The organism is Aureimonas ureilytica, from assembly GCF_001475935.1.
In the GTDB taxonomy this organism is placed as follows: Bacteria; Pseudomonadota; Alphaproteobacteria; order Rhizobiales; family Rhizobiaceae; genus Aureimonas; species Aureimonas ureilytica_A.
The window spans coordinates 210,288-223,444 of the sequence record NZ_LDQA01000022.1 but is presented as its reverse complement, the minus strand read 5'-3'; the positions used below and the strand labels follow the sequence as shown (position 1 = coordinate 223,444).

Genomic DNA, 13,157 nt, shown 5'->3' with positions numbered 1-13,157 from the left:
TCAAGACCCCGCCCACAGCGGGGTCTTTTCACATGGCAGGCCGGTAATTCAAGTCGGAGAGCGCATCCCGCGCAGCGACAGCACGCCGACCAGCAGCCAAGAGAGGATTAGGATCGAACCTCCCGTTGGGGCCGCGTTGAAAAACAGGCGATCACCCGTCGCGAGGCGCATGGCGAGATCGCCCGAAAACAGGATGACCCCGAGGACCATACCGAAGATCGGCCAAGCGGCCCCGCGCAGCCTATCGCCACCGAGGCCGAGCGCCAGCAGCGCCGGCGCATGAACGAACGCGATAGCCGCCGCGATGGCGGCAAGACTGGCATCCCCACCGCCATGCGCGGCATAGGCCGCGCCCCCTGTTCCCGCTGCGCCGAACAGGCCGGCGAAGACGACAGCGATACGATGGCTCAGACGGGTCATGCTGCGACTTTCAGGAGAGGACATGCGCCGTCAGCCATAGCACGCGCCCGGCTCTCGAAATCTCAGAGCCACTGCGCAAAAAACATCGGGCACCCTATGACCGATGGGTTCCGCCTCCGGGCTCGTCGGTCCAGGTCGCGCCTTCTTGATCGCGCGCATGGGCGGTGGGCGGGCTGGCCAAATCCTCTTCCATCTCGTCCAACACCGACCCGGACCACATGCGATAGCCCGCCGAATAGGCGGCCTTCCCCAGAAGATGCGCCGAGATCGGCGCCGTCAGAAAGAAGAAGACGATAGCCGCGATGGCGCGCAGAACCTCGGCCGTCTGCACGGACACGATGGCGAGCGCGACCAGAGCCAGCACGGAGCCGACCGTTCCCGCCTTCGAGGCGGCATGGATACGGGTGTAGAAGTCGGGCAGGCGCAGAATGCCGATGGACGCGACCAACGCGAACATCGCGCCCATAACCACGAAAATCCCGGCAAGAATGTTTCCGATGGACGCCATCATGGCACGCTGTCCCCCTCGCCCAGAATTTTGCTGTCGGCTTCGGGCTCCGTGACCGAGGCGACGGGCGAGCGTTCGGTGTCGCCGCGCGCCATGATGAAGCGTGCAAAGGATATGGTCGCGAGGAAGCCGACGAGGCCGAGCGCGATGGCGATATCGACATAGAGCGTAAAGCCTGTGTCGATGCCGATGACCGCGATGAAGCCGATGGACGAGCTGGTGAGAACGTCGAGCCCCAGCACACGGTCCGGCAGGGTCGGCCCCTTCCAGATGCGAATCACCGTGCAGAGAAACGAGATGCACAGGAAAACCAGCGAGAGGGTGAGCGCAATGTCCAGGAACCGTTCGGAGAATTGGGCGAAACTCATCGGAACGCCTCCAGAATCCGGCGCTCGAATCCTTCCTCGATCTCGCGGCGGCGCGCATCGGGATCGGAGCAATCCAGCGCATGGACGAAGAGCGTCGTTTCATCCTCCGACAGATCGAAGATCAACGTGCCGGGTGTCAGGCCCACGAGATTGGCCAGCAGCGCGATCTCGAAGTCGGTCTCCACTTTGTGCCGATAGAGAAAGACGCCAGGCCGCACGTCGAGCTTGGGCGACAGGACGACATTGGCCACGCGCCACGCCGACACCGCGAGATCGTAGATCAGGAACAGAACCAGCGCGAGGACCTTACGGCCGCGCCGGAAATAGCCCTGTGCCCCGATCTGCTCGCGGATCAAGAAGAGCGACCCCGCCCCCAGCAGGAAGCCGAACAGGAGATTGCCAAGGCTGAAGCCGCCAGTGATGACCAGCCAGACCAGCGCCAGGAGAAGATTGGCGACGAAGGGGTTCATCATGGTGCCCCCCCCAGAACGGCGGCGAGATAGGCGCTCGGCTTCAAGATTTCATGCGCGGCCTGGAAGGTCAGCTCGGCCAGCGGCTCCGGCCAGACGCCCACGAAGACCACGAACAGGCAGAGCGCCACGAGAGGGATCAGCGCCATGGGTCGGCCCGGCTGCGGGGCGCGGAACATATCTTCGGCCGGATGGCTCTCGCCCACATCCGCGCCCGCCGGCAAAGGACGCCAGAAGGCCAGAAGGAACACACGGATACAAGCGATGGTTAGAAGAAGGCCCGAAACGAGAACGGCCGCCGCCAGCCAAGGCAGCTCCGCCGCGATCGACGCGCGCACCAGTAGCATTTTTGGCCAGAAGCCGGAGAAGGGCGGAAGACCGGAGACGCCCAGAAGCAGCATCAGGAACAGCGCCGAAAACAGCGGATGTCGCTTCCACAACCCGCCCATTTCGTAAAGCGAGGACGAGCCATTGCGGAAGGCGGCGACGCCCGCCGCGAGATAAAGCGCCGTCATCACCACGACCGAATGCAGCGCATAGAAGATCGCGCCCGACAGACCCGTCGCGAGCGGCCCATCGATGGAAATGCCATTGTTGAAGCCCGCTCCCTCAGCGGCTTCGCGCAGCACCCCCGCCGCGCCGGTGGTGATGGCGGTGGTGCGCGCTTCGAGAACGGGCGGGATGGCGAGGCCGGCGAGGATCGTCCCGATGCCGACGATCACGGCGTAGTTCAGCATCCGACGGAGATCGGTCTGCGACAGCGCGCCCAGTGCGCCGACCAGCATGGTCAGCGCCGCCATCCAGGCCATGACAAGGCCGAGCCCGCCGCGCTCCGGCGGAAAGAGCATGAGCACGACGCGGATCAGCGCGTAGATGCCGACCTTGGTCAGAAGCCCGGCGAAGAGCGCCGACACGACGAAGCGCGGCGTATGGTAGGAGGCGGGCAGCCAGAAGTTCAGCGGAAAGGCCGCGGCCTTCATCGAGAAGGCCACGAGGAAGAGCGAGGCAATGGTGAGGAGAACGCCGTTGCCCTCCAGCGCGGCGGATTTCACCGCGATGTCGGCCATATTGAGCGTGCCGAAGACACCGTAGAGATAGCCGATGGTCAGGAGAAAGAGTGTCGCGCCGATCAGGTTGAGGAAGCAATATTTGGTCGCGCCGTCGAGCTGCTCGCGCTCGGAGCCAAGGATCAGCAATCCGAACGAGCCGATCAGCATCACCTCGAACCAGACATAGAGATTGAAGATGTCGCCGGTGAGAAACGCGCCCGACACCCCGGCCATGACCATGAAAAGGAACGGATAGAAGCCGTAGCGCCGCCCTTCGGAGTCGATCGAGGCTCCGGCATAGATGCCGCAGGCGAGCCCAGCGAACCCCGACACCGACAGGAACAGGGCGCTCAGGAGATCGGCCGTGAAGGAAATGCCGAAGGGTGGCTTCCACCCGCCCATGGCCATGGACATGGGTCCGCCCTCCGCGATGCGCACGAGCAGCGCAAGATCGCAGACGAGCAGCAGAACCAAGCCGGCGATGGCGACGACGGGATGGCGGTCCATCCGCCGACGCATCATCAAAAGCCCCGCTCCGAACACGAAGCAGATGAGAACTGGGAGGATCAGGAGATATTGATCGGGCCGGAAAGCGTCCACGACCATCGCCTCGGCGATATAGTTCGGGGTCTCGTTCATGAGCGCGCCTCAATAGCCAAGGGGCGGGAGCCCCTCGTTTTCGGGTTCGGCGACGCGCATTTCGTTGGTGTCGTCGGTCTCGAGGTCCTGATAGGCGCGATAGGTCAAAACAAGCAAAAACACGAAGAAGGAAAAGGAAATGACGATCGCCGTCAGGATCAGCGCCTGCGGCAGCGGGTTGGCGATGGCCTGGGGCGGCACGTCCAGATGGTTCGGGATCAGCGGCGGCGCGATCGGCCCGATACGCCCGACCACGAAGACGGACAGGTTGACCGAGGTTCCGAGCAGCACCACGCCGAGCAACATGCGGATGATGTAGGTCGACAGCAGCATGTAGATCGAGATCGAGAAGAGGACGCCGACAAGGGCGGACAGAGCGACTTCCAAACGTGCCTCCTCAGCCCGAATAGCGTTCTTCGAGGGACAGCGCGATCGAGCTGATCGCGCCGACGATCACCAGAAACACCCCGACATCGAAGAGAAGCGTGGTGGATAGAGCGACCTCGCTTCCCGCGATATCGACGAAGGCCCAAAGCCCGGTCATGAACTGCCCACGCCCAAAGGCCGGCAGGAAGCCCGCCAGTACGGCCGTGATCAGCCCGAAAGCGGCATAGGCGATGGGATGGAAATGCAGCGCGCGGCGCACCGCGTCCACGCCGCAGGCCATGCCGTAGACCGCGATGGCGGACGAGGCGATGAGCCCGCCGATGAAGCCTCCGCCCGGCTCGTTATGCCCGCGCAGGAGTACGAAGAGCGAGAAGAGCAGCATGAGCGCGGTCAGATAAGGCGCGGTGACGCGGAAGATCAGGGTTCTCATGACTGCAACTCCCCTGCCTTGCGGCGGCGGCGGCGCGAATAGCGCGGGTCACTCTTCACCACGCGAATGCGCACCAGCGCCAGGATGGCGGCGCCTGTGGTCAGCACCACGGCGATTTCGCCCATCGTGTCGACACCGCGGAAATCCACGAGAATGACGTTCACGATGTTGCGGCCATGGGCGATCACGTAGCTGTAGCGCGTGAAGAACTCGCTGACCGACGCGTCGAAGGGGCGCTGCGTGATGTGCAGCAGGAAAAGCGCGAAGCCGACACCGCCCGCGATCGACAGGACCAGTTCGGGAACGACGTCGCGCCAGGGTCGACGATCCGCCGGCATGAGACGCAGCCGCGTCATCACAAGCGCGAGGATGGCGACCGACAGGATCTCCACCATAAACTGCGTGAAGGACAGATCGGGCGCGCCAAGCAGCATGAAGAGAAGCGCGACGGCCAAGCCCTGAATGCCGAGTGAGACGATGGCGGTGAGGCGATTGTTGGCGAGCACGACGACCACGGCGCCGAGCACCACCAGCGCGATCACGCCCCATTCGTAGAAGTAAAGGTCGGGCATCGCCGGCCAGGCAGGCAGCGACGAGGTGGCAAGCATCGTCGCCCAAAGGGTCGCGACGATCACCGCGAAGGTCACCTTCATATAGACATCGAGCCGGCCGGGCTGGAGCTTGGTGGTGACATGGAACGCGCCGATGACGAGGGCGCGCATGAGCTGGTCGAAGCCCTTGTCCGGCCCCCAGCCGATGCGGCTGAGAAGATCGGCGACGAGCGAGCGCATCCGCGTGGCGCGCCAGAACAGGGCGATGCCGACGACCACCGTGATGATGGACAGGATCAGCGCCGGCCCCCAGTGAAAGCCGAGCGCGATGTCGACCGCGACCGCGCCGTCGAGGGCGGGCGGCGACATCGGGTTGGAAATGAACTGGTGTGTGGTCTGCGAGAAAATTGCCGCCAGCAAGCCGACGATACCGAGCACGACCGGCCCGAACCAGATGAGGGGCGTGGATTCATGCGCTTTGCGCAGCCCGCTCGGCATGGTTCCGGCGAAGGGCTTGATCGCGACGATGAGCGCGACGGCAAACATCAGAGCGTTTCCGGCAACGGCTGCGGCAGTCGTCAATACACCCGTGAGATCGGCCGTCGCGGTGGCTGCATAGACTTCTTCCTTGGCGAGGAAGCCGAAAAGCGGCGGCAGGCCGCCCATGGCCGCAGCGCCCAGAATGGCAGCGGCGAAGGTCATCGGCATCTTGCGCGCCAGACCGCCGAGCGCGCGGATATCGCGCGTGCCGGCACTATGGTCGATCGACCCCGCGACCATGAAGAGGCAGGCTTTGGCCAGCGAATGGGCGAAGAGATAAAGGACGGCCGCTTCGATCGCGAGTTCCGAGCCGATGCCGATGAGCATGACGAGAAGGCCGAGCGAGGCCACCGTTGTATAGGCGAGCATGAGCTTGATGTCGCTCTGCCGGATGGCCAGCAGCGCGGCTACGACCAGCGTCACCCCGCCGAAGATCGGCAGGATGGTTTCCCAGGCAGGGGTGCCACCCATAACGGGAAACAGACGCATCAGGAGATAGATGCCGGCCTTCACCATGGTCGCGGAATGGAGATAGGACGAGACCGGCGTCGGCGCTTCCATGGCGTTGGGCAGCCAGACATGGAAGGGCATCTGCGCCGACTTGGTGAAGGCACCCAGCAAAATCAGGACGAGCGCCGGGCCGTAGATCGACAGCGCCTTCACGGCGTCCGGCTGCTCCAGAAGTGCGGTCAGGCTGGTCAGCCCGGTCGATTCACGGATCAGCAGCAGGCCGGCCAGGAGCGCCAACCCGCCGCCGCCGGTGATCACCAGCGCCTGCATGGCGCCACGCCGCGCCGCTTCCTTTTCGAAATTGAACCCGATCAGGAGGAAGGATGTGATCGAGGTCAGCTCCCAGAAGACGAAGAGCGTGATGAGGTCGTCCGACAGGACGAGGCCCAGCATCGCGCCCATGAACATCAGGATATAGGCGAAGAACCGGCCGCGCTTTGAGCCCTTGGGCATGTAGCCGCCGGAATAAAGCACCACGAGCGCCCCGATCGCCAGGATCAGGAAGGCGAAGCCGAAGGACAATCCGTCCAGCCGGAAGGCGAAGCGCACCCCGAAGCTCGGAATCCAATCGAAGCCGAACAGGATCGGCACGCGCTCCTGAACTTGCGCGCTCTGCTGGAACAGGATGGCGAGCGCGGCGACTGGAAAGCAGGCGAGGATGAGCGAGCCCAACCGTCCGAAGGCGATTAGGGAAAGAGGGGCTATGGCTGCGCCGAGGAACGGCAAGGCGAGGACGAGATATAGAAGTCCACTCGACAGGCTGGTCATACCGGCTCAGCGTTTCCTCGATTCAGCACCCGCGATCGCGTTACGAAACAGACGCAAGCCCGCGTCGAGCCAACGAAGAACAGGCGCCGGGACCGCCCCGAAGCATCAATGCCCCCGACGATCGCACCCAACGCTTCGTCTGTTCTTCGTTCGCTCCACTCCCGTGAACCGGCTGCACCTCCCAAAGGGAGCGCAGCGGGCAGCACCGGACTTGACGACGATTCACAACAGCCTCCAGGCTGTTTCCAACGACCGCAACAATAGGTCGCGTCCCGACTCGATCAAGCCGAAATCGGCGCGGGACATGGGCGGAACCGGTTTTAAAGGACGATCTGACCCGGTTGTGATCGGGTCGGCGCGACCCTACCTTTCGCCGCAGGAATTGGATGGAGTGATGCCGATGGCCAGCGCGAGCGAAACCCCGCTGAAGGTTCAGAAGAGCGATGCCGAATGGCAGGAAATCCTGACGCCCGAGCAATATAAGGTGGCGCGCGGGCACGGCACCGAGCGCCCCTTCACCGGCCCGAACTGGGACCAGAAGGAAGCCGGCCTTTATCGCTGCGTGTGCTGCCAGAAGCCCCTCTTCCGCTCCGAAACGAAGTTCGATTCCGGCACGGGCTGGCCGAGCTTCTACGAGCCGGTGGAGCGCGAGTCGGTGAGCGAGCATGTGGATCGCTCCTTCATGATGACGCGCGTCGAAGTCCGCTGCGCCGATTGCGACGCCCATCTCGGGCATGTCTTCGAGGACGGGCCACGCCCGACGGGCTTGCGCTACTGCATGAATGGCTACGCCCTCGAATTCGACCGCGACTGACCGGGCCGACCTTCCGACCCCTTGCCTTTGCCGCCCGCCGGGCGAAAGCTCCGGCGGGCCGATTCTTGCCCGCATCTGACGGTGATCCATGTCCTCAGCCTTCCGCGCCGACCTTCCCGCCCCGCCCCGCGCCCCGCAGCGCCCGGTCGAACTTTCGGCGCATGGGCGCACGCGCACCGACGAATACGGCTGGATGCGCGTCGACAACTGGCAGGAGATGTTCAAGGACACCTCGCTGCTCGACCCGGTGATCCGCGCCCATCTGGAAGCGGAAAACCGCTATGCGGACGCCGCGCTCGAAGATGTCGAGCCGCTGAAGGGTAAGCTGATCGCCGAGATGCGCGGGCGCATCAAGGAGGACGACAGCTCCGTTCCCGCGCCCGATGGCCCCTATTCCTATGGCGTCGCCTATGAGGCCGGCGCGGAATATCCGCGCTTCTTCCGCGTGCCGCGGGAAGGCGGCCGCGAAGACGTCTATCTCGACGCGAACAAGCTGGCTGAGGGGATCGACTATTTCTCGATCGGCGGCGTCGAGCATTCGCCCAATCACAAGCGTCTTGCCTGGAGCTTCGACGACAAGGGCTCCGAGTTCTACGAGATCGTCCTGCGCGATCTCGAAACCGGCGCGGACCTGCCCGACCGCATCGCGGACACGAGCGGCGACGCCACCTGGGACGCGCGCTCGCATGGCTTCTTCTATACGAAGCTCGACGCGAACCACCGCCCGAGCCGCGTCTTCTACCATACGCTCGGCGCCGACCCGGCCTCCGATCCTTTGGTCTATGAGGAAACCGACACGGGCTTCTTCATGGGCGTCGGACAGACCCAGTCGGGCGATTACGTCGTCATCGACATTCACGACCACGAGACCTCGGAAGCCTGGCTGATCCCGGCTGCCAACCCGGCCGCCGAACCGCGCCTCGTCGCCAAGCGCGAGAAGGGCCTGGAATACGACGTGGACGAGGGCGACGGCACGCTCTTCATCCTGACCAATGCCGATGGCGCGCGCGACTTCAAGATCGTGACCGCGCCGGCCGATCAGCCGGGCCGCGAGGCCTGGACCGATCTCGTGCCGCACGAGGACGGCCGCCTGATCCTGTCGCATCTCGTGCTCAAGCGCCATCTGATCTGGCTGGAGCGGCGCGACGGCCTGCCGCGCATCGTGGTGCGACGTCTGTCGGATGGCGCGGAACATAGCATCGCCTTCGAGGAAGAGGCTTATTCGCTCGGCCTCGGCGGCACCTACGAATATGACACGACCACGATCCGCTTCTCCTATTCCTCGCCGACCACCCCGAACCAGACCTTCGACTACGACGTGGAGACACGCGAGCGCCGCCTTCTGAAGACGCAGGAAGTGCCGTCCGGCCACGACCCCTCGCTCTATGTCGCGCGCCGCATCTTCGCGCCCGCGCCGGACGGCGAAACCGTTCCGATCTCGCTCGTCTATCGCCGCGATACGGCGCTCGACGGCTCGGCTCCGCTGATGCTCTATGGATATGGCTCCTATGGCCATTCCATCCCGGCCTCGTTCAGCACCAATGCCTTGAGCCTGGTCGATCGCGGCTTCGTCTATGCCATCGCGCATATTCGCGGCGGCAAGGACAAGGGCTTCCGCTGGTACGAAGCCGGCCGGCGGGAGCACAAGCGCAACACGTTCACCGACTTCATCGCGGCGGCGGACCATCTCGTGAGTGAGCGCTTCAGCAGCTATGAGCGCATCGTCGCGCATGGCGGCTCGGCCGGCGGCCTATTGATGGGCGCGGTCGCCAACATGGCGCCGGAAAAGTTCGGCGGCATCATCGCCGTCGTACCCTTCGTGGACGTGCTCAACACGATCCTCGACGACACGCTGCCTCTCACCCCGCCCGAGTGGCCGGAATGGGGCAATCCGATCCTGTCGGAAGCCGATTACGAGGTGATCGCGAGCTACAGCCCTTACGACAATGTGGAGGCCAAGGCCTATCCGCCGATCCTGGCACTCGCCGGGCTGACGGACCCGCGCGTGACCTACTGGGAACCGGCCAAATGGGTGGCGCGCCTGCGCGCGAAGAAGACGGACAGCAATCCCGTGATCCTTCGCACCAATATGGGCGCGGGCCATGGCGGCGCGTCAGGGCGCTTCGCGAAGCTGGACGAGATCGCGATGATCTACAGTTTCGCGCTGAAGCTCATGGGCAAGGCAACTCTTTAAACGTTCTGAGAAAAGGCGGCTTCGGTCGCCTTTTCCCTTACGATCTACTTCGCTGAAGCGACCGGCGGAATGGCCTTTAGATAGGCGGCAATGGCGGCGAGATCGTCTTTGGGCAGACGCGCCAGATTGTGCTGCACCTCCACCATGGAGCCGCCGACACTATCGAAGTCCGGGGTGAAGCCCGTCTCGAAATAATTGACGAGATCGTCCTCGGTCCAATCCGAGGTTTCGCCCGCTGGCGTGATGTTGGGGATCTGCCCCTCCCCTTCCGGCGCCGGCCCGCCGGCCAGCCAGCGATCGTGATCGAGCCCGCCCGCGCCGCCGAGGCTGCGCGGCGTGTGGCATTCGCCACAATGGCCCGGCCCTTCCACGAGATATTGCCCGCGTCGGACGAGATCGGGCGCGCCATTCGGCCAGGAGATGACGGGGCTGGGCCTCAGGAAGAGCGCCTTCCACGGCCCCAGCGCCATGCGCAGATTGTAGGGGAACGGCAGGTCGCTCGCCGGCGCGTCATCCGTCGATGGCGGCAGCGTCTTCAGATAGGCGAAGAGATCGGCGACGTCTCCCGGCGTCATCCTCGCATAGGATGTGTAGGGAAAGGCCGGATAGAGATTGTGCCCCTCGGGATCGACGCCGCGTTGCAGGGCATTGGCGAAATCGGCCAGTGTCCAGCGGCCGATGCCATGATCGGGGTCCGGCGAGATATTGGGGCCGTGGAACGTCCCGAAGGGCGTGACGAGGGGCGGCCCGCCGCCCAGAACCGGCTGGTCTGCCGCTTCGCGCGCATGACAGGACACGCAGCCGCCGGCCCAGAAAAGCCGCTCGCCGCGCGCGGCGTCGCCGCTTCCCTCCGGCGCGATCTCCGTCGCGCTCAGGCGAACCGGGCGCGTGGCGCTATAGGCGCCCGCCGCCAGCACGGCGACGACGGCCGCCGCCAGAAGAGCGAGAACCGGCCGCCGCCGCAAAAGCGTTCAGCCTCAGCGCTGCCGGAACTGCTGGTGGCAGCCCTGGCAATTGGCGGCGACCTTCGTGAAGGCGGTCTTGAAACTGTCGAGGTCGGCGGGCTTGGCGTCGAGCGCGGCCTGCGTGTCGGCGATGAACTTGTCGTTCGCCGCCTTGAACTCGGCCGGCTTTTCCCAGATCGCGGGCGCGGCTTCGGTCTTCCCGCCCGTCTTGGAATCCTCGGGGAAGAGCGTCGCGAACTTCTTCGCGTCCTCGTTCAAGGTCGTGAAGAGGCTGGCGGCCGTCGCGGCGTCGAAGGGCTGACTGCCCTTGATGATTTCGGAGGCGGTACGCGCCGCCTTGGCATTGTTCTTCATGAGCTGCTGGCGCTCTTTGATGACGGTCTCGTTCTGCGCCAGCGCCGGCAGCGCGGCGGAGGCGGCAACGCAAAGTCCCACGATCAAGGCGGACAGGCGCATGAGAATCACTCCGGGCTTTCGGCTGAGTGGAATTGTTCCAAACGAGATGAAAACCCGTTTTCCATGATCCGTCCATCCTTAAGGATCGGCGGAAGAGGATTCAGAGCATTTCCAGCGAAAGCCGGGTCGGCTTTCGCGCCCGGACAATGCGAGAAACAAGGGACTGGAGCACCTCCGGCGAACCTATGTTCGGTGGATGTGCTCTAGTGTCGCAGAGCCCGCACAACGAAAAGCCCTGCCTTCCCGAAGGAAGGCAGGGCTCGCATCTCACGGATGGCCCAGCGTTCAGGCGCCGGCGGCCTCGTAGCGCTCCAGCACGTAGTCCCAGTTCACGAGGCTGTCGACGAAGGCCTCAAGATATTTCGGACGCGCGTTGCGATAGTCGATGTAATAGGAGTGTTCCCACACATCGACGCCGAGGATCGGCTCGGCACCGTGCACCAGCGGATTCTCGCCGTTCGGCGTCTTCATGATCTGAAGCTTGCCGTCCTTGACCGCGACCCAAGCCCAGCCCGAACCGAACTGGCCCTTGCCCGCGTCGATGAAGTCGTTGCGGAACTTGTCATAGCCGCCGAGGTCGGAATCGAAGGCCGTCTGCAGCTTGCCCGGCAGGGACTTGCCGCCGCCATTGGGCTTCATCCACTTCCAGAAATGGATGTGGTTGTAGTGCTGGCCGGCATTGTTGAAGAGAGGCTGGTTCTTGCCGAAGGACTGCTTGACGATCTCTTCGAGCGACGCATCGGCGAGGCCAGCATCGGCTGCCAGCTTGTTGCCCATGTCGACATAGGCCTGATGGTGCTTGTCGTGATGGTATTCCAGCGTCTCCTTCGACATGAAGGGCTGAAGCGCATCATAGGCGTAAGGCAGTTCGGGAAGCGTAAAGGCCATATCCGTCTCCTTCGGTTTGGGCCCGCCGTGAGCGCAAGCGAATCGCCGGCCGGCGGGCTTTCGAGCCGGGTCCTTAGCTAGGGCCTCCCGGCTCGGATGTCAGCCGCCTTCTAAACCAAAAGGTCGCATTCAAGCCGACTTTTCACGCGCGCGCGCAAAGCGCCAGTAGAGTTCGCGGGCTCGGCCGTAGACGGGACCGACCGGCATGGCGCGCTCTTCCAGCCCCGTCACCGGCACGACCTTGGAGTGGTTGCCAGTGGAGAAGATTTCGCTGGCCGACAGGAAGTCCTCCACCGTCAGGCTGGCCTCGACCACCTCCATCCCGTCCTCGCGCAGCAGCTGGATGACGCGCTGGCGCGTGATGCCATTCAGAAAGGAACCATTGGGAACCGGCGTGAAGACCGCGCCGTCGCGCACCATGAAGAGGTTGGACGTGCCGGTCTCGGCCACATTGCCGATCATGTCGCGCACAAGCGCATTGTCGAAGCCGCGCCGCTTGGCCTCCATGATCGCGCGCGCATTGTTGGGATAAAGACACCCGGCCTTGGCCAGCGTCGGCATGGTTTCGGGGGTCGGCCGGCGGAAGGGCGAGACGCCCAGCGAAAAGCCGGCCGATGGGATCATCGGAGATTCATAAAGACACAAGCAGAAGCGTGTCGTCTCCGGGTCGGCCGGCACGCCCATATAGCCACCATCCTCGGCCCAATACATCGGCCGGATATAGACGGCCGTTTCGCCGTCGAAATGCCGAAGCCCTTCATGCGTCAGCCGCACGATCTCGTCCGGCGCCATGGTCGGCCGAAGCCCCAGCGCCTCGGCCGATCGGTTGACGCGCGCGGCGTGGCGATCGAGGTCCGGCGTCAGGCCTTCGAACCAGCGTGCCCCGTCGAAGACCGATGAGCCCAGCCAGAGAACATGCGAGCGCGGCCCGACCAGCCCGGGATTTCCTTCGAGCCATTCGCCGTCGAAGAAGGTGAAGGTGCGTGAGAAGCCTGCTGCCATGGGTTCCTGCCTTGCGCTCGGAGGCAGGGGACGCTACCGCGCCGCCCTGCCCTTATGATACCGCCCCGGTCTACAGGGCGGGGCTCGACCTGTCACATGGAAGCCCCTACGGATGAATTGTTAACCCCGCTTCCCTGAAATGCCTCTCCATCGCCGCAATGCGCCCGTGAGGTCTCGCTTCCGGGCGTTGAGAACGGA

Annotated in this window: 14 protein-coding genes; 2 read left to right on the top strand and 12 right to left on the bottom strand. The window is 64.3% G+C overall.

All coding sequences use genetic code 11. The annotated features are described in order from the left end of the window. Nucleotides 1–48: 48 nt before the first annotated feature. The 8 genes from NS365_RS10710 to NS365_RS10675 form a co-directional block, all read right to left on the bottom strand. Nucleotides 49–420, bottom strand: a complete 372-nt coding sequence (locus NS365_RS10710; protein ID WP_058600266.1) for a DUF423 domain-containing protein — start codon at nt 418–420, stop codon at nt 49–51. 94 nt (nt 421–514) lie between these two features. Continuing rightward, nucleotides 515–931, bottom strand: a complete 417-nt coding sequence (gene mnhG / locus NS365_RS10705) for a monovalent cation/H(+) antiporter subunit G (RefSeq protein WP_058600265.1) — start codon at nt 929–931, stop codon at nt 515–517. Beyond that, a complete protein-coding gene (locus tag NS365_RS10700) occupies nt 928–1,296 on the bottom strand; it encodes a cation:proton antiporter (RefSeq protein WP_058600264.1) in 369 nt (122 codons plus the stop codon). The genes mnhG and NS365_RS10700 overlap by 4 nt, the downstream gene beginning before the upstream one ends. Further along, nucleotides 1,293–1,769: a Na+/H+ antiporter subunit E gene (locus NS365_RS10695; protein ID WP_374700745.1), complete on the bottom strand. Its 477-nt coding sequence runs from the start codon at nt 1,767–1,769 to the stop codon at nt 1,293–1,295. The genes NS365_RS10700 and NS365_RS10695 overlap by 4 nt, the downstream gene beginning before the upstream one ends. Continuing rightward, a complete protein-coding gene (locus tag NS365_RS10690) occupies nt 1,766–3,454 on the bottom strand; it encodes a proton-conducting transporter membrane subunit (protein ID WP_058600263.1) in 1,689 nt (562 codons plus the stop codon). The genes NS365_RS10695 and NS365_RS10690 overlap by 4 nt, the downstream gene beginning before the upstream one ends. A gap of 9 nt (nt 3,455–3,463) precedes the next feature. Then, nucleotides 3,464–3,841, bottom strand: coding sequence for a Na+/H+ antiporter subunit C (locus tag NS365_RS10685; RefSeq protein WP_058600262.1), 378 nt, complete (start codon nt 3,839–3,841; stop codon nt 3,464–3,466). A 10-nt stretch (nt 3,842–3,851) separates the two neighbouring features. Then, the gene (locus NS365_RS10680; RefSeq protein ID WP_058600261.1) at nt 3,852–4,271 is read right to left on the bottom strand and encodes an MnhB domain-containing protein; all 420 of its coding nucleotides are present in this window, start codon (nt 4,269–4,271) and stop codon (nt 3,852–3,854) included. Beyond that, the gene (locus tag NS365_RS10675; protein ID WP_058600260.1) at nt 4,268–6,640 is read right to left on the bottom strand and encodes a putative monovalent cation/H+ antiporter subunit A; all 2,373 of its coding nucleotides are present in this window, start codon (nt 6,638–6,640) and stop codon (nt 4,268–4,270) included. The genes NS365_RS10680 and NS365_RS10675 overlap by 4 nt, the downstream gene beginning before the upstream one ends. A gap of 394 nt (nt 6,641–7,034) precedes the next feature. On the opposite strand from NS365_RS10675, the gene msrB reads away from it, so the two are divergent. Together msrB and NS365_RS10665 are read left to right on the top strand one after the other, a co-directional pair. Continuing rightward, on the top strand, nt 7,035–7,454 hold the full coding sequence (gene msrB / locus NS365_RS10670) for a peptide-methionine (R)-S-oxide reductase MsrB (RefSeq protein ID WP_374701409.1): 420 nt from the start codon (nt 7,035–7,037) through the stop codon (nt 7,452–7,454). Nucleotides 7,455–7,542: 88 nt separating this feature from the next. Further along, nucleotides 7,543–9,648 (top strand): S9 family peptidase, encoded by a 2,106-nt coding sequence (locus NS365_RS10665; RefSeq protein ID WP_058600259.1) that lies wholly within the window; start codon nt 7,543–7,545, stop codon nt 9,646–9,648. A gap of 44 nt (nt 9,649–9,692) precedes the next feature. On the opposite strand, the gene NS365_RS10660 is transcribed toward NS365_RS10665, so the two are convergent. The 4 genes from NS365_RS10660 to NS365_RS10645 all read right to left on the bottom strand — a co-directional run bounded on the left by NS365_RS10660 (nt 9,693) and on the right by NS365_RS10645 (nt 12,959). Next, complete coding sequence (locus NS365_RS10660; RefSeq protein WP_058600258.1) at nt 9,693–10,613, bottom strand: cytochrome c; 921 nt, start codon at nt 10,611–10,613, stop codon at nt 9,693–9,695. Nucleotides 10,614–10,625: 12 nt separating this feature from the next. Then, entirely contained in the window at nt 10,626–11,069 is a 444-nt protein-coding gene (locus NS365_RS10655; RefSeq protein ID WP_058600290.1) for a c-type cytochrome, read from the bottom strand. Nucleotides 11,070–11,354: 285 nt separating this feature from the next. Next, nucleotides 11,355–11,957, bottom strand: a complete 603-nt coding sequence (locus NS365_RS10650; RefSeq protein ID WP_058600257.1) for a superoxide dismutase — start codon at nt 11,955–11,957, stop codon at nt 11,355–11,357. Between the two features lie 129 nt (nt 11,958–12,086). Next, nucleotides 12,087–12,959 (bottom strand): branched-chain amino acid aminotransferase, encoded by an 873-nt coding sequence (locus NS365_RS10645; protein WP_058600256.1) that lies wholly within the window; start codon nt 12,957–12,959, stop codon nt 12,087–12,089. Nucleotides 12,960–13,157 lie beyond the last annotated feature (198 nt).

Excerpts from the sequence above, each read along its gene's own strand:
- NS365_RS10665 (WP_058600259.1), top strand. The coding sequence starts at position 7,543 with ATGTCCTCAGCCTTCCGCGCCGACCTTCCCGCCCCGCCCCGCGCCCCG.
- mnhG (WP_058600265.1), bottom strand. The coding sequence starts at position 931 with ATGATGGCGTCCATCGGAAACATTCTTGCCGGGATTTTCGTGGTTATG.
- NS365_RS10700 (WP_058600264.1), bottom strand. The coding sequence starts at position 1,296 with ATGAGTTTCGCCCAATTCTCCGAACGGTTCCTGGACATTGCGCTCACC.
- NS365_RS10680 (WP_058600261.1), bottom strand. The coding sequence starts at position 4,271 with ATGAGAACCCTGATCTTCCGCGTCACCGCGCCTTATCTGACCGCGCTC.
- NS365_RS10645 (WP_058600256.1), bottom strand. The coding sequence starts at position 12,959 with ATGGCAGCAGGCTTCTCACGCACCTTCACCTTCTTCGACGGCGAATGG.
- NS365_RS10655 (WP_058600290.1), bottom strand. The coding sequence starts at position 11,069 with ATGCGCCTGTCCGCCTTGATCGTGGGACTTTGCGTTGCCGCCTCCGCC.
- NS365_RS10650 (WP_058600257.1), bottom strand. The coding sequence starts at position 11,957 with ATGGCCTTTACGCTTCCCGAACTGCCTTACGCCTATGATGCGCTTCAG.
- NS365_RS10690 (WP_058600263.1), bottom strand. The coding sequence starts at position 3,454 with ATGAACGAGACCCCGAACTATATCGCCGAGGCGATGGTCGTGGACGCT.
- NS365_RS10675 (WP_058600260.1), bottom strand. The coding sequence starts at position 6,640 with ATGACCAGCCTGTCGAGTGGACTTCTATATCTCGTCCTCGCCTTGCCG.
- NS365_RS10710 (WP_058600266.1), bottom strand. The coding sequence starts at position 420 with ATGACCCGTCTGAGCCATCGTATCGCTGTCGTCTTCGCCGGCCTGTTC.
- NS365_RS10695 (WP_374700745.1), bottom strand. The coding sequence starts at position 1,769 with ATGATGAACCCCTTCGTCGCCAATCTTCTCCTGGCGCTGGTCTGGCTG.
- msrB (WP_374701409.1), top strand. The coding sequence starts at position 7,035 with ATGCCGATGGCCAGCGCGAGCGAAACCCCGCTGAAGGTTCAGAAGAGC.